14 protein-coding genes are annotated in these 16,275 nt (G+C 72.1%); 1 reads left to right on the forward strand and 13 read right to left on the reverse strand.

Features of this window, described 5'->3' with window-relative positions:
- Positions 1-23 precede the first annotated feature (23 nt).
- The 13 genes from PVK37_RS30200 to PVK37_RS30260 form a co-directional block, all read right to left on the reverse strand.
- Positions 24-1,274, reverse strand: coding sequence for an FAD-binding protein (locus tag PVK37_RS30200; RefSeq protein ID WP_275031236.1), 1,251 nt, complete (start codon positions 1,272-1,274; stop codon positions 24-26).
- Positions 1,275-1,341: 67 nt separating this feature from the next.
- Complete coding sequence (locus PVK37_RS30205; protein ID WP_275031237.1) at positions 1,342-2,271, reverse strand: LLM class F420-dependent oxidoreductase; 930 nt, start codon at positions 2,269-2,271, stop codon at positions 1,342-1,344.
- Between the two features lie 100 nt (positions 2,272-2,371).
- Positions 2,372-3,265 carry a methyltransferase domain-containing protein gene (locus PVK37_RS30210; protein ID WP_275031238.1) on the reverse strand — a complete coding sequence of 298 codons (894 nt, stop codon included), beginning with the start codon at positions 3,263-3,265 and terminating at the stop codon, positions 2,372-2,374.
- Between the two features lie 30 nt (positions 3,266-3,295).
- The gene (locus PVK37_RS30215; protein WP_275031239.1) at positions 3,296-3,880 is read right to left on the reverse strand and encodes an NADPH-dependent FMN reductase; all 585 of its coding nucleotides are present in this window, start codon (positions 3,878-3,880) and stop codon (positions 3,296-3,298) included.
- Positions 3,881-3,885: 5 nt separating this feature from the next.
- Complete coding sequence (locus PVK37_RS30220) at positions 3,886-5,643, reverse strand: AMP-binding protein (RefSeq protein WP_275031240.1); 1,758 nt, start codon at positions 5,641-5,643, stop codon at positions 3,886-3,888.
- A 12-nt stretch (positions 5,644-5,655) separates the two neighbouring features.
- Positions 5,656-7,134, reverse strand: a complete 1,479-nt coding sequence (locus PVK37_RS30225; RefSeq protein WP_275031241.1) for an aminotransferase class III-fold pyridoxal phosphate-dependent enzyme — start codon at positions 7,132-7,134, stop codon at positions 5,656-5,658.
- A 37-nt stretch (positions 7,135-7,171) separates the two neighbouring features.
- On the reverse strand, positions 7,172-8,641 hold the full coding sequence (locus tag PVK37_RS30230; protein WP_275031242.1) for an aminotransferase class III-fold pyridoxal phosphate-dependent enzyme: 1,470 nt from the start codon (positions 8,639-8,641) through the stop codon (positions 7,172-7,174).
- Positions 8,642-8,759: 118 nt separating this feature from the next.
- A complete protein-coding gene (locus PVK37_RS30235) occupies positions 8,760-9,833 on the reverse strand; it encodes a type III polyketide synthase (protein WP_275031243.1) in 1,074 nt (357 codons plus the stop codon).
- A complete protein-coding gene (locus PVK37_RS30240; protein WP_275031244.1) occupies positions 9,830-10,306 on the reverse strand; it encodes a hypothetical protein in 477 nt (158 codons plus the stop codon). The genes PVK37_RS30235 and PVK37_RS30240 overlap by 4 nt, the downstream gene beginning before the upstream one ends.
- A 3-nt stretch (positions 10,307-10,309) precedes the next feature.
- Positions 10,310-11,098, reverse strand: a complete 789-nt coding sequence (gene ubiG / locus PVK37_RS30245) for a bifunctional 2-polyprenyl-6-hydroxyphenol methylase/3-demethylubiquinol 3-O-methyltransferase UbiG (protein ID WP_275031245.1) — start codon at positions 11,096-11,098, stop codon at positions 10,310-10,312.
- Positions 11,098-11,955 (reverse strand): hypothetical protein, encoded by an 858-nt coding sequence (locus PVK37_RS30250; RefSeq protein ID WP_275031246.1) that lies wholly within the window; start codon positions 11,953-11,955, stop codon positions 11,098-11,100. The genes ubiG and PVK37_RS30250 overlap by 1 nt, the downstream gene beginning before the upstream one ends.
- A gap of 5 nt (positions 11,956-11,960) precedes the next feature.
- Positions 11,961-13,133 (reverse strand): acyl-CoA dehydrogenase family protein, encoded by a 1,173-nt coding sequence (locus PVK37_RS30255; protein WP_275031247.1) that lies wholly within the window; start codon positions 13,131-13,133, stop codon positions 11,961-11,963.
- Entirely contained in the window at positions 13,130-13,411 is a 282-nt protein-coding gene (locus tag PVK37_RS30260) for an acyl carrier protein (protein ID WP_275031248.1), read from the reverse strand. Before PVK37_RS30260 ends, PVK37_RS30255 begins: the two co-directional genes overlap by 4 nt.
- 420 nt (positions 13,412-13,831) lie before the next feature.
- Between PVK37_RS30260 and PVK37_RS30265 the strand changes: the two genes are divergently transcribed.
- A complete protein-coding gene (locus PVK37_RS30265) occupies positions 13,832-16,042 on the forward strand; it encodes an MMPL family transporter (RefSeq protein WP_275031249.1) in 2,211 nt (736 codons plus the stop codon).
- Positions 16,043-16,275: the final 233 nt, after the last annotated feature.

Here is a 16,275-nt window from a genome sequence, read left to right on the forward strand (position 1 = left end):
CGGTCGGCTCGACGGGGGCCGGCTCAGCGGGGCAGGTAGCGGTCCAGCAGCTCGTTGCGGAACTTCCCGGCCGGGTCGGTCGCGGTGGCCAGCGCGACCGCGTCGGCGTACCGGGGGTAGCGGGCCGCCACCGTCTCCGGTGGCACGCCGAAGACCTTTCCCCAGTGCGGGCGCGGATCGAACGGGGCCAGCCGGTCCTCCACGGCGGCCACCACCGGGGCGACCGCCGCCGCGTCGGCGATCCAGGTGAAGTGGATCGACAGGGTGTCCCGCTCGTACTGCGGACTCAGCCAGAGCCGGTCGGCGGCGACGGTCCGCAGTTCGCAGATCTGGAGCACCGGGGCGATCCGGCCGGCCAGCGCGTCCAGCGCGGCCAGCGCCGCACCCCCGGCCGGGCGTGGCACGTGGTACTCGGACTGCAACTCGGCCCCGCTGCTCGGGGTGAAGCCGAGCCGGAAGTGCGGCAGCCGTTCGTGCCACGGGCCGGGCACCCCGAGCTGGGCGGTGCAGACGTCACCGGGCTGGCCGGGCACCGGATGCTGGGCGGTGTCGGCGGCGGTGGTGCCGAGCCAACCGGGTGGCGGCGGGGCCTCGTCGGCCCGCTGTTTGCGCCACACCTGGTTGATCCGCGGCCCCCGCCAGTCGGTGAACAGGCTGACGCTGTACGCCGAGTGGAGCGCCTCGTCCACCGCCTCCCGGGGCAGGTCCAGGTGCACGTACTGGCGGACCTCGAAGGTCGGCACCAGGGCCAGGGTGACCCGGGTGACCACCCCGTACGCGCCGAGCCCGACGACCAGGCCGGGGAAGCGCGGATCGGTGCGGTCGACGGTCACCAGGTCACCGTCGGCGGTGACCAGTTCCAGGGCGACGACCGAGGTGGCCAGGTTGCCGTTGCCGACGCCGGAGCCGTGGGTGGCGGTGGCGACCGCCCCGGCCACCGAGATGTGCGGCAGCGAGGCCAGGTTCGGCAGCGCCCACCCCTGCTCGTGCAGCCGGGTCGCCACCTCGCCGTAGCGCAGCCCGGCCGCCACGGTGGCGGTGCGCCGGACCGGGTCGACGTCGACGGTGGCCGGTAGGCCGTCCACCGCGACCAGGTCACCGGTGGTGTCGGCGATCCGGTTGAAGGAGTGCCGGGTGCCGACCGCCCGGACCCGGTCGCTGCCGGCGACCAGGGCACGCAGCTCGTCGACCGAGCCCGGCCGGTGCCGGCGGGCCGCCGACCAGGTGACGTTCCCCGCCCAGTTCCGGTCCGGTACGCCCGGCTCGGCTGCCATGACCTCTCCCCTCGGTCTGCCCCCGCTCCGGCCAGCGTGGTCGCCGGGCCGGTTGTCGCGGTGCCGGTCAGAGCTGCGGCATGACCTCGGCGGCGACCAGCTCGACGTGGTCGAGGTCGGCCAGGTCGAGCACCTGGAGGTAGATCCGCTGGCTGCCCACGGCGGCGTACCGGCCGATCGCGTCGACGATCTCGGCGGGCGTGCCGGCGAGCCCGTTCTCGCGCAGCTCGTCGATGTCCCGGCCGATCGCGTCGGCGCGTCGCCGGATCTCGTCCTCGGTCCGCCCGGCGCACAGCACCAGGGCGTTCGACCAGTGCAGCTCGGCCGGGTCGCGCCCGATCGCGGCGCAGGCGGCCCGGACCCGCTGGAACTGCCGCGCCGACTCGTCGACGCCGACGAACGGCAGGTTGAACTCGTCGGCGTACCGGGCGGCCAGGCGGGGCGTACGCTTCGGGCCCATCCCGCCGAGCAGCACCGGCGGGCCGGGGTGCTGCGCCGGCTTCGGCAGGGCCGGCGAGCCGGTCAGGGTGTAGTACTTGCCGGCGAAGTCGAAGGTCCGCCCGGCCGGGGTACGCCACAGGCCGGTGATCACCTCCAACTGCTCCTCGAGACGGTCGAAGCGTTCGGCGAGCGGCGGGAACGGGATGCCGTACGCCAGGTGCTCCTCCTCGTACCAGCCGGTGCCGACGCCGAACTCGACCCGGCCGCCGCTCATCGCGTCGACCTGGGCGACGGTGATGGCGAGCGGGCCGGGCAGCCGGAAGGTGGCCGCGGTCATCAGGGTGCCGAGCCGGATCCGGCTGGTCTCGCGGGCCAGCCCGGCCAGCGTGGTCCAGGCGTCGGTGGGCCCGGGTTCCCCGCTGACCGACCCCATCTTCAGGTAGTGGTCGGAACGGAAGAACGCACCGTAGCCGGCGTCCTCCGCGCACCGGGCCAGCCTGAGCAGGTCGTCGTAGCTGGCGCCCTGCTGGGGTTCGGTGAAGATCCGCAGTTCCATGCCGTCGAGCATAGGCCGTGCCGGGCGGGGACCGCGGTCGACGCGTGGTGCCCCGCCCGGCACCCGGCCAGGCCAGCCGCCGGCCGGTGCCGGTCAGCCGTCAGCCGGGCTTGACGGCGGTGTAGACGCCGTAGTGCATGACGTCCCTGTCGTACGCCTGCTTCATCAGCGGGACGGAGTTGAGGAACCGGAAGATGTCCGCGCCCTTGGCCCGGACCAGCTTCCACACGTACGACGGGTCGCGCATCAGCGGCTTGACGATGTCCGCCGACAGCGCCCAGGTGGCCTTGACGTTGTCGGTCCAGTCGGCGGTACGCACGTCGGTGTAGCCGAGTTCGCCGCAGAGCTTGGCGTAGTGGTCCAGCGGCAGCACGTGCGAGATGGCGAAGTCCCGGTAGAGCCGGCGCAGCAGCTTGACCTCCTTCGGGTCGAGCTGGTCGTCCCGGCTGGTCCAGGTGGCGACGACGAGCCGGCCGCCCGGCTTGAGGATGCGCAGGTTCTCCGCGAGGTACGCCCGCTTGTCCGGCATCAGCTCGCAGCTCTCCATCGACCAGACCACGTCGAAGGTGTCGTCGGGGTAGTCGGTGTGCATGGCGTCCAGCACCCGGAACGAGGTGCGGTCGCCGACGCCGGCCTCGGCGGCCTTCTCGGTGGCCCGTTTCACCTGCTCGTGGCTGAGGGTGATGCCCTCGACGGTGCAGTCCAGGTCGGCGGCGAGCATCACCGCGGACGCGCCGATGCCGCAGCCCGAGTCGAGCACCTTCGCGCCGCGCGGGATGCCGCCGAAGCGGGTGAGTTCCTGGGTGGTGCGCCGCTGCGCCACGTCCCGGGACACGTTCGGGGCGTCCAGGTCCCAGTACCCGTGGTGGATGTGTTCGCCCCACAGGTCCTCGTACAGGTCGACGAGCTTGTCGTAGTGGTCGCGCACCGCCCGGTGCAGGTCCTCGATCGAGCCCTCCTGGCTCAGGCCGGTGTCGGTGGTCTGGGTGCTCACGTGGACGCTCTCCTCGGTTCGGGGTGAAGTTCAGACGCTGGGGACCAGGCGGGCGGCGGAGCCCCGGCCGGCGAAGTCGGTGACCTGGCCGACCAGGATCGTCAGCCGACGCATCAGCCGGGCGTCGGCGCGGATCGCGGCGTCCACGTCCGGCAGGGCGGCCAGTTCGATCGAGTTGACGCCGACCGCCATCGGGGTGACCCAGCCGCGCAGCGAGGTGACGGTGGTGCGCAGCGCGGCGACGGCGGTGGCCGCGCCGTGTTCGCTCCAGCCCACCGCCACCGACCCGACGACCCGGCCGTCGAGGTAGGCGGGCCGGTCACCGGCCAGGTCCTCCAGGTGGTCCAGGGCGTTCTTCAGCAGGCCGGACATCCCGCCGTGGTAGGTGGGGGTGGCGACGATCAGCCCGTCGGCGCGGCGGACCGCCGCCAGCAGGTCGGCGGCCGGTCCCCGGTGGTGGCCGGCGCCGGGCCGGTACAGCGGCAGGTCCAGTTCCGCCGCGGTGAGCACCGTGCAGCGGGCGCCACGGGCGGTGGCGAGGTCGGCGCAGGCGCGCAGCACCCGCTCGCTCACCGACCCCGGCCGCAGCGACCCGCCGAGCAGTGCCAGCTCCACCCCGGTCACCCCAACGATCCGGCGGCCACCATCGCGGCCACCTGGGGGCGCTGGAGCTTCCCGCTGGAGGTCTTGGGCAGGGTACGGGGTGGCACCACGATCACCTGCGCCGGTCGTACGCCGGTCTGGTCGCTGACCGCGCGTTCGACGGCGCGGGCGGTGTCGGCGGCCCGGTCGGGGTCCCGGTGGTTGCGGCTCTCCACCACCACGACCATCCGTTCGGTGCCGCTACGCGGGTCGGGTACGCCGACCGCCACCGCGCCGCCGGGTTTGACCCCGTCGGCGGTCTCCGCGGCCCGTTCGAAGGTCTGCGGCTGGTGGTTCCGACCGGCCAGGATGATCAGGTCCTTGCTGCGGCCGGTGACGAAGAGTTCGCCGTCGAGCAGGAAGCCCAGGTCACCGGTGTCCAGCCAGCCGTCGCGCAGTTCCAGCAGCGGGTCGGCGGGGCCGTTCAGGTAGCCGGTCATCATCGACTCGCTGGCCACCAGCACCCGGCCGACGTGCCGCTCGGGCAGGTCCAGGTCGGCGGGGTCGGCGACCCGGATCTTGGTGCCGGGCACCGGGACGCCGGACGACACGTAGTGGTGGGTGTCCTGCTCGGACGTCGGCGGCAGCGCCTGCCCCCGCTCGGCCATCGCGGTCCGGGAGACCGGCTCGGTGCGGGGCGGGGTGCCCAGCGGCGAGAAGGTGGCGGCCAGCCCGAGTTCGGCCATGCCGTAGCAGGGCCGCAGGTGTTCGGGGCGGAACCCGAGCGGCTCGGCCACCGCCAGGAAGTCCCGCAGGGTGCCGGCGTCGACCACCTCCGCCCCGTTGAACGCCTTCCGCCAGCAGCTCAGGTCCACCCCGGTCAGGTCGACCTTCCGTCCGATCGCGGCGACCAGCCGGTACGCGAAGTTCGGTGCCGGTGAGATGGTGGCCCGGTACTGGTGGATCAGCCGCAGCCAGCGGTCCGGGCGGGTGCCGAAGGCCAGCGGCCGGATCAGCACCGACGGCAGGGAGAGCAGGAACGGGGTCATGGTCGCTCCGACCATGCCCATGTCGTGGTGCAGCGGCAGCCAGCTGGCCAGCAGGTCACCCTCGTAGAACGGGCCGCCCAGGCCGATCGCGGCGGCCGCCGCGAGCACCGCCCGGTGGCTGAGCACGATGCCCTTCGCCGCCGAGGTGGTGCCGGAGGTGAACTGGATGAACGCCGGTTCCTCCGGGTCGGCGGCCAGTACCGGCTCGGCCACCGATCCGGGGCGGAACGGCGGGCTGAGCACGGTGACGTCCAGGCCGGCGAGGGCCTCGACGGTGGCCTCGCGCAGTTCCTCGTCGCAGACCACCACCTGCGGTTGGGCGACCGTCACGATGTGCCGGACCCGGTCCAGCCAGAGCTGCTTGCGGCCGGCGCTCAGCGGTGGCTCCAGCACCGACGGGACCGCGCCGAGCAGCGCCGCCCCGAACAGCCCGGACAGCAGGTCCGCCGAGGTGTCCAGGCAGAGGCACACCCGGCCGCCCCGGCGTAGCCCGGCCACGGCCAGCGCCGCGCCGGCGGCGTGCGCCCGCTCCAGCAGCCCGGCCACCGTGATCCGCCGGTCGTCGGCCGGCTCGTCGGGCAGGTAGAAGGCGACCGCGTCGGGGTCCCGGCGGGCCCGGTCCAGCAGCGCGCCGGCCACCGTACCGGCCGGGGTCAGCCGGGCGATCCGGGCCGCCGGGTCCGGGACGAAGCCCCGCCGGTCGGGGTGCACCGCGAGGTCGGCGTTGGTACCGCTGTCGATGCTCATGGCGGGCTCCGATCAGGGGATGACGAACGGGAAGTCGTACCGGCCCATCTCCCGGGCCGAGTCGATCACCGCGTCGCAGATGGCGTCCACGTCGGCGTCGGAGTGCGCGTCGCCGGTGTAGAACATCGGCATGCTGAGCGTGTAGACGCCCCGCTTGCGCAGCATCAGGGTGAGCACGGCCGGGCCGAGCGGGTTGGCCGCCGCGCCGAACTCCCGGTAGGTGTCGTAGGAGTCCCGCGCGGTGAACCCGAAGGTGCCGGCGAACGCGCCGAAGCCGAGCAACCGCAGCGGGATGCCGGTCTCGGCCCGGAAGTCGGCCAGCCGCTGCTGCACCCGGGCCACCTTGGCCTCGGTCCGCTGGTAGAACGCCGGGCCGGCGTCGCGGAGCAGGCTCAGTGACGCGTACGAGGCGGCGATCGACAGGTGGTTGCCGGAGTGGGTGTTCACCACGAACGTCTTGCTGCCGATGTCGGTCAGCGGCATCCCGGAGGTGTGCGCCGCCTCGAACAGTTCCGCCTTCCCGCCGATGGCGGCCAGCGGCAGCCCCAGCCCGGAGACGACCTTGCCGTAGCAGTGCAGGTCGGCGGGGATGTCGAAGTGTCCGGCCGCGCCGGCGGTGCCGAACCGGAAACCGGTGAGCACCTCGTCCAGGATGAACGGCACGTCGAGGTCCCGGCAGCGCTGGGCGACCTCGCGCAGCTCCGGGATGGTCTGGTCGGTGAACGGCCAGGACTGGCAGGCCGGGTCGGCGATGACGCAGGCCAGCTCGTCGGCGTACGTCTCGATGAGCTTGCTCGCGGCGGCCGCGTCGTGCGGCAGGATCAGCATGTCCAGGTGCGGTACGCCGGTGAACGCGGTCAGCGGCGCGACGCCCTCCGGGCCGATCTCCGGGAACGGGTTGACCTTCGGGTGGCCGTGCGCGAAGAACGAGGTGTTGTGCGCGGCCACGTCGCCGGTGCCGTGCCAGCAGCCCTCGAACTTGGCGACCAGCCGCCGGCCGGTGTACGCGCGGGCCAGCCGGGTGGCGATGGCGATGGCGTCGGTACCGGAGTTGAGCAGGGCGAACTTCTCGCAGTGCGGGATCAGCTCCTTGAGCAGTTCGCCCAGCTTCAGTTCCAGCGGGTTGAGGTAGCCGTTGCCGGTGCCGCGCAGCGCCTGCTCGCGGACGAACTCGACCACCTGCGGCGGGTTGTGCCCCCACAGCGACTGCCCGCCGAAGCCCAGGTGCGAGTCGATGTAGGTGTTGCCGTCCACGTCGGTGAGGCGGCTGCCCTGCGCCTCGGCGACACCGAGCGGGAACATCGGCGCGTGGAAGGGCAGGAACACGTGGTTGGTGACCACGTGTTCGCGTACCTCCTCGGCCAGCGCCATGGAGTTCTGCTGCCGTTCGGCCAGTTCGGCGAAGAGGTCGCCCACCCAGGGCTGGCTCATCACGTCGGCGAGGATCTCGGCGGGGGTGCGGGTGTCCGGGGCGGGTTCGGTGATCGTCATGTGGGTTGGCCCATCCGGGTTTCGAGGGGTTGACTGGTCAGGCCGGCAGCACGAACGGGAAGCCGTGCTTGTCCAGCTCGCGGGCCGAGTCGAGGACGGCGGAGAGCAGTTCCTCCACGTCGGCGTCGGAGTGCGCGTCACCGGTGAAGAACATCGGCAGGCTCAGCGTGTAGATGCCCCGACGGCGCAGCATCAGGGTCAGCAGGAACAGCCCGATCGGGTTCACCGCGGCGGCGAACTCGCGGTAGTCGTCGTACGACTCGCCGGCGACGAACCCGAACGAGCCGATGAAGTCACCGAAGCCGAGCAGCCGCAGCGGGATGCCGGTCTCGGTGCGGAACTCGGCCAGCCGGCCCTGCACGGAGTCCACCTTGGCCCGGGTGCGCTGGTAGTAGGCGTCCCCGGCGTCGCGGAGCAGGCTCAGCGAGGCGTACGAGGCGGCCAGCGACAGGTGGTTGCCGGCGTGCGTGGTCTGCACGCAGGTCTTGCGGCCCAGGTCGGTCAGGGGCAGACCGGTGGTCTGCATGTTGTCGATGATGTCGGCCCGACCGGCCACGATCGACAGCGGCAGACCCAGCCCGGTGACCACCTTGCCGTAGCAGTACAGGTCGGCCGGGATGTCGAAGTGGCCGGCCGCGCCGGTGGGGCCGTACCGGAAGCCGGTGAGCACCTCGTCCAGCACGAACGGCACCCGCAGCTGCTTGCAGCGGTCCGCGACCGCCTTGATCAGCGGCACGGTGTGCTCGGCGTACGGGAACGACGAGGAGACCGCCTCGCCGAGCACGCAGGCCAGTTCGTCGCGGTGCTTCTCGATCAGGGCCAGCGCCACGGCCGGGTCGTTGGGCAGGATCAGCAGTTCGGTCTTCGCGGCCGGGGCGACCCCGGTGAGGGCCGGCAGCGGCGCGATGCCGTCCGCGGTGACCTCGGGGAACGGCTGGGTCGGGTGACCGTGGTACCAGAACGCGGTGTTGTGCGCGGCCAGGTCGTGCACGCCGTGCAGCGCGCCCTCGAACTTGGCGACCAGCCGGCGGCCGGTGTGCGCCCGGCAGAGCCGGATGGCCGCGTTGGTGGCGTCGGTGCCGGAGTTCAGGAAGGCGAACTTCTGGCAGTGTGGCAGCATCTCCTCCAGCAGGTCGACCAGCTGGAGTTCGGTGAGGTTGAGGTAGCCGTTGCCGGTGGACCGGCCCAGGTGCTCGCGGAGGTGCTCGACCACGGCCGGCGGGTTGTGCCCGAACAGCGCCTGCGCGCCGAAGCCCAGGTGCGAGTCGAGGTAGGTGTTGCCGTCGATGTCGGTGATCCGGCTGCCGGACGCCTCGGCGACCACCAGCGGGAACTGCGGGGCGTGGAACGGCCAGAAGACGTGGTTGGACGCGGCGCGCTCCCGGACCTGGCCGGAGACCTCGATCGACTGGCGCTGACGCTCCCCGATCTCGGTGAACATGTCGATCACCCAGGACTGGGTGAGCAGTTCGGCGACCAGGTTCTCGGTCGGGTTGGGGGTGGCCATGGGCCGACTCCGTTTCTCGTGGTTGTGCCAGGGTTGCGGGCCGGGCCCGGCACACCGGCCGGGCCTCGGAAGCGGGCCGGGCTGCACACCCGGCCGGGCCTCGGAAGCGGGCCGGTCGCTAGAACCGGACCAGGGCGGACTCCATGGTCAGGCCGGGGCCGAAGGCCATCAGGACGGCGTACTCGCCCGGCTTCGGTTGGGCGGTGCGCAGAATGTGTTCGAGGATCAGCAGCACCGTCGGCGAGGAGCAGTTGCCCCAGGACCGCAGGATCTCCAGGGACGGGCGCAGCGCGGCGACCGGCAGTTCGAGCCGTTCCCCGACGAAGTCGATGATCTTGGGGCCGCCGGGGTGGATGCCCCAGTGCCCGATGTCGCCGACGGTCAGCCCGTGCGGTTCCAACAGCCGGGTGACGAACGGCCGGATCGACTCGGCGAGGTAGAGCGGCACGTACGGCGACAGGGTCATCCGGAACGCGTCGTCCATCACCTTCCAGGTCATCGCCGCCGAGGTCTCCGGGTGGGTCTCGGTGTGCGTACCGAGCACCACCGGGCCGGGCGCGGCGTCGACGTCGTCCACCGATTCGAGCAGCAGGGTGGCGGCGGCGTCGCCGAACAGGCCGGTGACCACGACCTGCTCCTTGGTGGCCTCGGGCCGCAGGTGCACCGAGCAGACCTCGGCGCAGGTGACCAGGGCCAGTTCGTCGGGTCGGCCGGCGAGCGAGTCGAGGGCGACCTTGAGTCCGTTGAAGGCCGCGTAGCAGCCCATGTGGCCGACGAAGGTGCGGCGCAGGTTCTTCCGCAGGCCGAACTCCTTGGCCAGCAGCATCTCCGGGGTGGGGCCGGCGTACCCGGTGCAGCTCACGAAGGTGTAGCTGCCGATCCGGTCGTGGTCGACGCCGTCGAGCACCCCGCCGACGGTCTCCCGGCCCATCGCGAGAACGCCCTGCTCCCACGCCTCGATCCGGGCCCGCATGCCGGGCCAGGCCGTACCGTAGTGCTCCGCCGGCGGCCAGAGCAGCCGGCGCTGCTCGACCTGGGTGCTCATGAAGAGCTTCTCGGCGTCCGGCACGTCGGCGTAGAGCCCCCGGTAGAAGGAGTCGAACATGTGCCGCTGGGAGATGGCCGGGCCGGCCTGTGCGGTGCGCAGGCCGACGATCCGCGCCGGACGTACCGGATCTGTGGCGCTGATCATCCGGACACGCTCGCCGATTCGACCGCCTTCTTGATCGCGGTCACGAAGCCCCCGGTGACCTCGTCGCTCTCCTTCTGGGCGAACGGCTCGATCAGCACGACCACCACCCGGGCCACGTCGACGGACGCCTCGGAGCGGGTGTCGATCTCCAGGACCTGCTCGTCGGGGGTGGGCCCGTCGCTGATCCGGAAGGTGCCCCAGGACCGGAAGTTCGACTCGCCGACCGGCTCCCAGGTGATCGCGTCCGGGTCGGAGGTGTCGAACCGCGCGGTGTACTCCGGGGTGAACCGGACGACGCCGTTGGAGACCTCGGCCAGCCGGTAGTGGTACAGGTCGTCGCCGACCTGGGCGAGTTCCTCGACGCCCGGCATCAGCTTGCCGGTGGTGACGATGTCGAGCATCGTCTTGCGCAGGTCGTCACGGCTGGTACGGATGACGGCGTCACGCTTGGTCTTGGTCCTGATCCAAACCATGTGTCAGCTCTCCTGGGACTTGACGGCCTGGCCGATGTAGCTCACGGCGGTGGACGGGGTGAGGTGGAACGGGCCGACCGGCCGGCCGCGCAGCGTGGCGGGGACGAGCTTGTGCGGCGGTGCCACGGGTTCGAGGCCCCTGGTCTCGGTGAGGGTCAGCCCGTGCTGCGCGAAGACGGCCCGCAGCTCGTCCGGGCGGATGAACATCTTCCAGTTGTGCGTACCCGGATAGATGATCTTGAGGATCTTCTCGGACAGGACGATCGCCTTGAGCCAGCTCGCCACCGTCCGGTTGATCGTGTCGAACACGACGATCCCGCCAGGCCGCAGCACCCGGGCCATCTCGGCGACCGCGCCGGGCAGGTCGTGCAGGTGTTCCAGCACGTCCGAGATCACCACCAGGTCGACCGAGCCGTCCGGCTTCGGCAGCTCGTACGCCGAGCCGACCCGGTAGTCGACGGTCACGCCGGTGGCGGCGGCGTGCCGGCGGGCGGTCTCGATCGAACCGGCGGACAGGTCCACCCCGGTGACCGGGTAGCCGAGCGCCGCCATCCGCTCCGAGACCAGCCCGCCGCCGCAGCCGATGTCCAGCACCCGTACCGCCGAGCGGTCCGGGCCGAACGCCCGCCGGGCGGTCTCGTCGAAGTACGCCACCCGCGCCGGGTTCATGTCGTGCAGCGCGCGCAGCGGCCCGCTGGCGTCCCACCAGTCGTCGCCGACCTCGTGGTAGTACTCGTTGTCGATCGCCACCGCGTTCGGGTCGAGCGCGGCGAGGTGCCGGTCGCCGGCCATCACACCCACCTCGGGGTCTCGTCCGGGTCGATGCCGAACGCGGCCTTGCCGACCAGTTCCCGGGCCAGCGAGCCGGAGACCGGGGCCGGGGTGGCCTTCAGGTCGTGCCAGATCTGGCCGATCCGGGCCGCGCCGTCGGGGTCGGCGGCGACCAGGTCGTAGCCGGCCGACACCACGGTCTCGGCCTCGCCGGCCAGGTACAGCCCGGCGGTGCACGCCTCGGCCAACGCGCCGGCGTCGTCGCCGTCGTCCCGGCCGGCGGCACCCGCGTCGACGACCCGGGCCGCCTGTCGGTCGAGCAGCGCGGTCATGGTGTCCAGCGAGCCGCGCATCCGGGCCACCGCGAACTGCGGGCCGGGCTGGCGGGCCAGGTCACCGGCGTGCCGGACCCGGTCCACCGCAACCGCGTACGCCCGCTCGGCCAGGCCGAACTGCACGGCCGCGTGGTACAGCACCGCCTCGGCCCGGCCGGCACCTGCCGGCGTACTGCCGGAGCCCGCGTCGGCGGTGCCGGTGTCGGTGTCGGTCGCGGTCGCGGTCGCGGTCGCGGTCGCGGCGAAGGTCGCGGCGAGCGCGAAGGCCGTCGCCCCGCAGCCACCCGCCACGGTCCGCAGCACCCGCCGGCGGACGGCGGCGTCGGTGACGGCGGCCGGGGTGATCCCGGCGGCGGCCAGCGCGGCCAGGTTCTCGCCGACCAGGTCACCGGCGTCCACCCGGCCGGCCCGGCGCTTCTCGAAGTCCGCGGCCAGGTCGGTGGCGACCGGCCGGACGTCCGCGTCCGACACCGTGGTCCCGGCGTCCGACACCGTGCTCCCCGTGCTCGACATCGTGGCCTCCTCGTTGGTCGTCGTGGTCACCCGGCTCACCCGACCCAGCGCGGCTCGGCGAAGATCGGCACGTCCAGGGCCTGCTTGCCGGCCCACTCCAGGACCACGTCGGTGGCCGGCGGCACCAGCAGGCCGGCGACGACGTCCCGGTACATCCGCTGGAGCGGGTCGCTGGAGGACAGGCCGGAACCCCCCTGCACCTGCATGCCGAGGGTCACCACCTCGTGCGCCAGCCGGGTGACGGTGGTCTTCATGACGCTCATGTCGATGTAGTGCCGCAGCGGGTCCACCCCGTCGTGCTCGGCGTGGATCGCCGCCTCCAGGTGGGCGCGGGCGGCGGCCACCTTGGCGGCCATCTCGGCGACCTTGAACTGGATGCCGGGCAGGTGCGCGTTCGGCTTGCCGATCACGCTGAGCACCCGCTGCTTCTGGGTGCGGACCACGTGGTCCAGGGCGGCGCGGGCGATGCCGACGAAGCAGGAGGCGAAGCTGCACCAGGCCCAGTGCACGCCCAGCATGAACAGCATCGGCAGGTTGCCGCGTTCGCCGACCATCCACTTCTGGTCGACGAAGAGGTTCTCCAGGGCCAGCGAGTGGCTGCCGGTGGCGCGCATCCCGGCCGCGTCCCACTCGGCGGTGACCCGGACGCCCTGCTCCGGCTTGGGGATCAGGAAGGCCAGCGGCTGCGGCAGGTCCCGGTCGTCGAGGGTGGCGGCGGAGAGGAACAGGTGCGTCGCGCCCGGGAAGCCGGTGAAGAAGCCCTTGCGGCCGTTGAGGACGTACCCGCCCTCGACCTCCTCGGCCCGGGTGGTCGGGTGCCACCAGTTGCCGCCGACGCCCGGCTCACTGAAGCCGCCGGAGATCACCGCGCCGTCGAGCACCGCCCGGCAGGCCCACTCGGCGCTCGGGCCGCCGAGCCGGGCGATCATCGCCAGGCCGTGTACGTGCATGTTGACCGCGAACGCGGTGGACGCGCAGCCGCCGGCCAGGATCTGCTGCGCCTCGCAGAGTTCGGCCAGGCTCGCCCCGTCGCCGCCGAACTCCGGCGGCACGGTCATCGCGGTGTAGCCGGTGCGGACCAGCTCGGCCATGTTCTCGTGCGGGAAGGTGAGGTCCCGGTCGTGCCTCGCCGCGTGCTCGGCGAACCTCGGGGCCAGTTCGTGGGCCAGGGCCACGTAGTCGGTACGGGCCGGAGCCGCCGTCGTCATCGCTTCTCCTCCTGTGCGGTACCGGAGCGGGCCAGCAGCTCCGCCATCGAGCCGACGCTGTCCACCTCGGACGACATGGCGTCCTCCAGCCAGCGCAGCAGGTCGAAGTCGGGGTGGTTGTCCCGGATCCGGGCGGCCAGCTCGACCAGGTCCAGCGAGTCGAAGCCGAGGTCCCGGGTGATCGAGGACTCGGTGCGGACGTCCTCCGGGCGCAGCGTGGGTTTCACGGCGACCAGGTCGTCGACCAGGGTCCGCACGTGTTCATCGAGGCCGATCATCGGTTCCCCCGGTCAAAAGTGGTAAGGTCGCAACGAAAACGCTGAATCCCGCAAAGTCTGCCGAGCACGTGGATGTCTCCGATCCGCTGCGAAGGGACGTACTCCGGAGTTCTTTCGGCGGCTGGCGCAGCCTCGGTGCCATCCGTACCGCCCGGGGTCCGACGCCCCCCGGCCCACCGGCTCCGCCAACGGCGGTTGAATGCTTCGGCGGCTCGCTCGTGAACCACTCGAGAGTCACTCAAGGAATGCTCGACACACACTCAGCGTGAACACGGTCCTGGATATGTAGTAACGCTACGTGTAGCTTGAGTGAGGCTCCAGCGATTCTCGAGCGGTTCCCCAGCCGTCTCCGAGAACCTGCGGGCCGGCGAACGGGGACGTCCGTCGCCTTCACTTTGAGCGACTGGGAGCACAACGTCCGTGAACGCCGTCGTCCGGTTCTCCACAGCCCGCCCCAAGACCGTCATCGCGATCTGGATCGTGCTCATCGCGATCTGCGTACCCCTGATGATCGCGCTCACCGGCGCGCTGAAGGCCGGCGGCTTCGACAACCCGCGCGGCGAGGCCGCCGCCGGCCAGAAGGTCATCGAACGGGCCTTCGACGAGGCGCCCGAGAGCCTCCAGGTGGTCCTCACCAAACCGGACGGCGACGTCACCGCCGAACTGGCCGAGGCGACCCGGATCGCCGAGCAGACCCCGCACGTGGCGTCGGTGCAGGACTACACGCAGGATCCGCAGTGGCTCTCGCCGGACCGGCACACCACCTTCCTCCAGCTCGGCTTCACCACCGACAAGTCGACCATCCAGCACGAGATCGAGGGTCTCCGCGAACGGATGACCGGGGCGCTGCAGGACCGGGGCGTCCAGGTCCACGTCACCGGGGCCCAGGCCCTCGACTACGACCTGAGCGTGCAGTCCGAGTCCGACGCGATCACCGCCGAGATGATCGCGTTCCCGCTGCTGATCGTCGTCCTGCTGGTGGTGTTCCGCTCGGTCGGGGCGATGCTGCTGCCGATCGTGCTGGCCGGCGTGGCGCTGGTGGTCGCCTCCGCGATCGGGTACGGCATCACCTTCCTGACCGACCTGTCCACCCTCTACACCAACGCGGTGTCGCTGATCGGCATCGCCGTCGCGGTGGACTACTCGCTCTTCATCATCAAGCGGTACCGGGACGAACTCGCCGCCGGTGACACGTACGTGCCGGCGCTGCGCACCGCGATGCGGACCGCCGGGCACGCGGTGCTGTTCAGCGGCCTGGCCGTGGTGGTGGCGCTGCTGGCCCTGTTCATCCCCCGGATCATGGTGTTCACCAGCATGGCCATCGCCGGCGTGGTGGTCACCCTGGTCGCCCTGGCCATGTCGATGACCCTGCTGCCGGCCGCGCTGACCGTGCTGGGCCGGCGGATCAACTGGCTGTCGCTGAAGCCGCGCGCCGCGCGGGAAGGGCGGACCGGTCCGGGCGCGCTCACCAAGCTCCAGCGCAAGCCGGCGCTGACCCTGGCCGTGCTGGTGGCGCTGTTCGGGGTGCTGGCCTGGCCGATGACCGACATCCGGCTCCAGTCGCCGGTGGCGAGCGCGACCATCCTGCCCGAGGAGACCGACTCCCGGCAGGGCATCGAACGGCTCCAGGCGGCCCTGGAGTTCCGCAACCTGTTCCCGGTGCAGATCGTGGTCGACGCGCCGGAGAGCACCCCGGCCGACACCCTGCTCGACGCCGTACGGGCCGTCTCGACCACCGTGAAGGAGCAGCCGGGCATCGACTCGGTCACCGACGTGACCAGCATCGGGCTGCCCGCCGAGGCGGTCGACCTCGCCGTCGGGGGCCAGGCCGGCCAGTTGCCGGCCGAGGCGCAGGCCGGGTTCGCCCAGTTGTGGAACACCGACGGCGACCGCCGGGTCGCCCGGGTCGTGGTGATCCCCAGCTCCGACCCGGACAGCGACGCCGCCCACGACCTCATCCACGACCTGCGCGCCGACCTGCCCGGCGCGGTCCCGGACGGGGTACGGGTGCAGGTCACCGGCGCGACCGCGACCGGCGTCGACTTCGACGAGGTGCTGATCGACACTCTGCCGGCCATCCTGATCGCGGTCGCGCTGATCACCATCGCCCTGCTGGCGCGGGCGTTCCGCTCGTGGCTGCTGCCGCTGCTGGCGCTGGCGCTCAACGCGCTGGTGGTGGCGGCCAGCCTGGGGCTGCTCACCCTGATCAGCCAGACCTGGCTCGGCCAGCGGATCGACAGCACCACCCCGGCCCTGGTGTTCGCCATCATGTTCGGGCTGAGCATGGACTACATGGTCATCATGATCTCCCGGATGCGGGAGCACTTCACCGCGCACGGCGACCACCACCGGGCGGTCACCGAGGGCCTACGGGACACCGCCGGCCTGGTCAACGGCGCGGCGCTGATCATGGTGGCGGTGTTCGCGTCGTTCCTGGTGGCGAAGGTGAGCGTGGTCCAGCAGCTCGGCCTGGGCCTGGCCATCGCGGTCATCCTGGACGCCGTGGTCATCCGGTTGCTGGTGATGCCCGCCGCCCTCAACCTGATCGGCCCCCGGGTCTGGGGCCGTACCGCGCACCGGGCGGCCGACGCGGAGCCGACGGTCGACCCGCAGCCGGTGCCGACCGCCTGACCGGCTCCGGAGGGCAGCCGGTCGCCGCCGAGGCACCGGACCCGCCACCATCTCCCGCTGTCGGGTTCCCGTCAGCGACCACCAGCAGCCCGGCCGCAACCGGCCGGGCTGCTGCCGCGTCAGGCGTAATGGGACGGCACGGGTGACCCGGTACTGGCATCATCGACCGGGCTCCACCCGGCCGGCCGAACAGGACAATCGGGTTCCGGCCCGGCCCGGCGGTCGTCCAGGCC

Origin of the sequence: Micromonospora cathayae, assembly GCF_028993575.1 — a bacterium.
Lineage (GTDB): Bacteria > Actinomycetota > Actinomycetes > Mycobacteriales > Micromonosporaceae > Micromonospora > Micromonospora cathayae.